3 protein-coding genes are annotated in these 2528 nt (G+C 74.3%); 2 read left to right on the forward strand and 1 reads right to left on the reverse strand.

The window, feature by feature from the left end:
- Nucleotides 1–183 (reverse strand): hypothetical protein (locus ACZJYS_RS23940; RefSeq protein WP_493180590.1); only part of this gene is annotated, 183 nt, incomplete at its 3' end.
- Between the two features lie 230 nt (nucleotides 184–413).
- On the opposite strand from ACZJYS_RS23940, the gene ACZJYS_RS23945 reads away from it, so the two are divergent.
- Both ACZJYS_RS23945 and ACZJYS_RS23950 read left to right on the forward strand, forming a co-directional pair.
- Nucleotides 414–1205 (forward strand): response regulator, encoded by a 792-nt coding sequence (locus tag ACZJYS_RS23945; protein WP_493180591.1) that lies wholly within the window; start codon nucleotides 414–416, stop codon nucleotides 1203–1205.
- Between the two features lie 35 nt (nucleotides 1206–1240).
- Nucleotides 1241–2528: ATP-binding protein (locus ACZJYS_RS23950; RefSeq protein WP_493180592.1), on the forward strand; the 1288-nt coding region annotated here is incomplete at its 3' end.

Raw genomic sequence — 2528 nt, forward strand, 5'->3', positions numbered from 1 at the left:
GACTCCCACACGCAGCCAGTCGCGCGGGCGGGCGCGGCGGTCCTCCCGACGCGGCGGGGGGATGCTGGGGGCGAGGCTGATGTCGTCCGGCACCACCAGAGGAGGCGCGTGGAGAGGCGCGGGGGGCGCCGCCGCCGTCCGGGGCGGGCTGCTTTCCTTGCGGCGCAAGGGCAGGATGGCCATGGGTTCCTCGCGGGCGCGCGGGGCGCGGCACCCCTGTCTCTTCGGGCGCTGGTCTCTTCCGGCGCAGGATGCCATGCCGCCTGGCCGGGCGGAAGGCCGGCCAGGCTTTGCGCCGGACGAGGCATGTTTTTCGCTGCCGAATGATACGAAGCGCAACAGGGCGCGCGGTGGCAAAAGCCTGTAACATGCCTTCCAGGCAACGTCGCCATATCGCCTCTATGGTCGAGCTCATGGAACCGCCCCCGCATATCCTGGTCGTGGACGATGATCGCGAGATCCGCGACCTGCTGTCGAAATTCCTCGAGCGGCAGGGCTGCCGCGTCACCGCCGCGCGCGATGCGCGGGAAGCCCGGCGGCTCTGGCCGCTCGGCCGCTACCACCTCGTGGTGCTGGACCTGATGCTGCCGGGCGAATCGGGGCTCGACTTCGCCCGCTGGCTGCGCGGCCAGTCCGACGTGCCGATCGTCATGCTGACGGCGATGAGCGAGGAGACGGACCGCATCGTCGGGCTGGAGCTCGGCGCCGATGACTACGTGGCCAAGCCCTTCAACCCGCGCGAGCTGCTGGCGCGCATCCGCGCCGTGCTGCGCCGCGCCAGCGGCGAGAGCGGCGCGAGCCAGGAGCCGCCCGCCCGCTCCATCCGCTTCGCCGGCTGGACGCTGGAGCCGGCGCGGCGCCGCCTGCTGAACCAGGATGGCGTCGAGGTCTCGCTGACGGGGGGCGAGTACGAGCTGCTGATGGTGCTGGTCGAGCGCCCCAACCGGGTGCTGACGCGCGACATGCTGATGGACCTGCTGCGCGGCCGCCAGGCCGGGCCGTTCGACCGCGCCATCGACGTCGCCGTCTCCCGCCTGCGGCGCAAGCTGGAGGATGACGGGCGCAACCCGAGCCTGATCAAGACCGTGCGCGGCGGCGGCTACGTGCTGGCCGCGACGGTGGAGAAGCTGGCCGAGCGCGGTGGCGCGGAGCGGCCCGGCGGCGAGCCGCCCGCCGGCCCCCGCCCGGCCGGGGCGGCCGGCTGAGCGATGCGCCAGGACAACGGCCCCGGCCGGCGCCCATGATTCACCGCCTGCTGCCGCGCAGCCTGGCCGGGCGCACGGCGGTGTTCCTGACCCTCGCACTGATGATGGTGCAGGCGGCCGGGCTGACCATCCACGCCCTCGACCGCGTGGACCTGCAACGCTTCGCCCTCTCGCGCGAGATCAGCGCGCGCGCCTTCGGCGTCTGGCGCACCGTGCTGCTGGCGCCGCCCGACCGGCGCGAGGCGATGCTCTACGATATCGACCTGCCGCCCGGGCTGATCGCCGATCTGTCGGACCTGCCGGCGGTGCGGCCGGGCATGCCGCGCGCCTCGGCCTCGCTGGTGCGGCTGTTCCGGCTGGATCTCGTCACCGCCGGCCCGGCGCGCTTCCGCCCGCGCGAGGCGCTGGTGGCGGGCGGGCCGCGCCCGGGCATGCTGGTGCTGGCCATGCAGCTGCCGGACGGGCTGTGGCTGAACATGCGCATGGCCCTGCCGCCGCCGCGGCCCTGGCATTCCGAGACCTTCCTCTTCGCCTTCGCGCTGATGACCGGCGCGGCGCTGGCGCTGATCCTGTGGGCGACGCGGCGGTTGACGCGCCCCGTCTCCGCGCTCGCCCGCGCCGCCGAGCGGCTGGGGCGCGACGTGAACGCGCCGCCGCTGCCGGAGAACGGGCCGCTGGAGGTGGCCACCGCCGCCCGCGCCTTCAACACCATGGCCGAGCGCATCCGCCGCTTCGTCGGCGACCGGACGCAGATGCTGGCGGCCATCGGCCACGATCTCCGCACCCCCATCACCCGCCTGCGGCTGCGCGCCGAGTTCCTGGAGGACGAGGAGCAGCGCCGCAAGATGCTGGCCGACCTCGATGAGATGGAGGCCATGGTGAACGCCACCCTGGCCTTCGCCCGCGACGATTCCGCCACCGAGCCTTCCGTGCCGCTCGACCTCGCCGCGCTCTGCCGCACCGTGCTGGACGAGGCGGCGGATGCGCGGCCCGAGCTGGCGCCCGAGACCACCGCCTATGAGGGCCCCGAGCGGCTGCGCGTGCGTGGCCGGCCGATCGCGCTGAAGCGCGCCCTGGCGAACCTGGTGGGCAACGCGCTGAACTATGGCGGCAGCGCCCGCATCCGCCTGGAGGGGCCGGGCACCGGCGCCGAGGCGGCGCTGCTGCGGCTGCGGGTGGAGGATGACGGCCCCGGCATCCCGGAGGAATCGCTGGAGACCGTGTTCCAGCCCTTCCGCCGGCTGGAGACCAGCCGCAATCGGGAGACCGGCGGCACCGGCCTCGGCCTGCCCATCGCCCGCAACATCCTGCGCGCCCATGGCG

This window comes from Roseomonas sp. TS2 (genome assembly GCF_058833935.1).